Source organism: Cobetia sp. BMC6 (assembly GCF_029991385.1).
Classification (GTDB): Bacteria; Pseudomonadota; Gammaproteobacteria; order Pseudomonadales; family Halomonadaceae; genus Cobetia.
The window spans coordinates 1-253 of record NZ_JAKUMF010000097.1 but is presented as its reverse complement, the minus strand read 5'-3'; the positions used below and the strand labels follow the sequence as shown (position 1 = coordinate 253).

Below are 253 nucleotides of genomic sequence, written 5' to 3'. Positions count from 1 at the left end.
GGTGCATAAGAGACGGTGTCAGCATCGGATCATCCATGAGCGAAAGCTGCTAAATGACCACATGAGGTCCTTTTGGTAAAGCGCTACGAGGCCCGTCGTAGAGCGGTTTTTCATGCATTTTCCCTGCAGCGTGCCCCTGTCCAAATATAGGTAATGTCGCCGGTCCATACCTGATTGGGCTTCTTTACATCGAACTCCCGATCAAGAACATTCGGTATATCCAGGTGTGGCTGATCAGCCTTCTTGTAGGCGT

At 50.6% G+C, this 253-nt stretch carries 1 pseudogene; it reads right to left on the bottom strand.

Features of this window, described 5'->3' with window-relative positions:
• Positions 1-128: 128 nt before the first annotated feature.
• Positions 129-253, bottom strand: a pseudogene (locus tag MKZ40_RS17155) (IS3 family transposase); the annotation flags it as partial.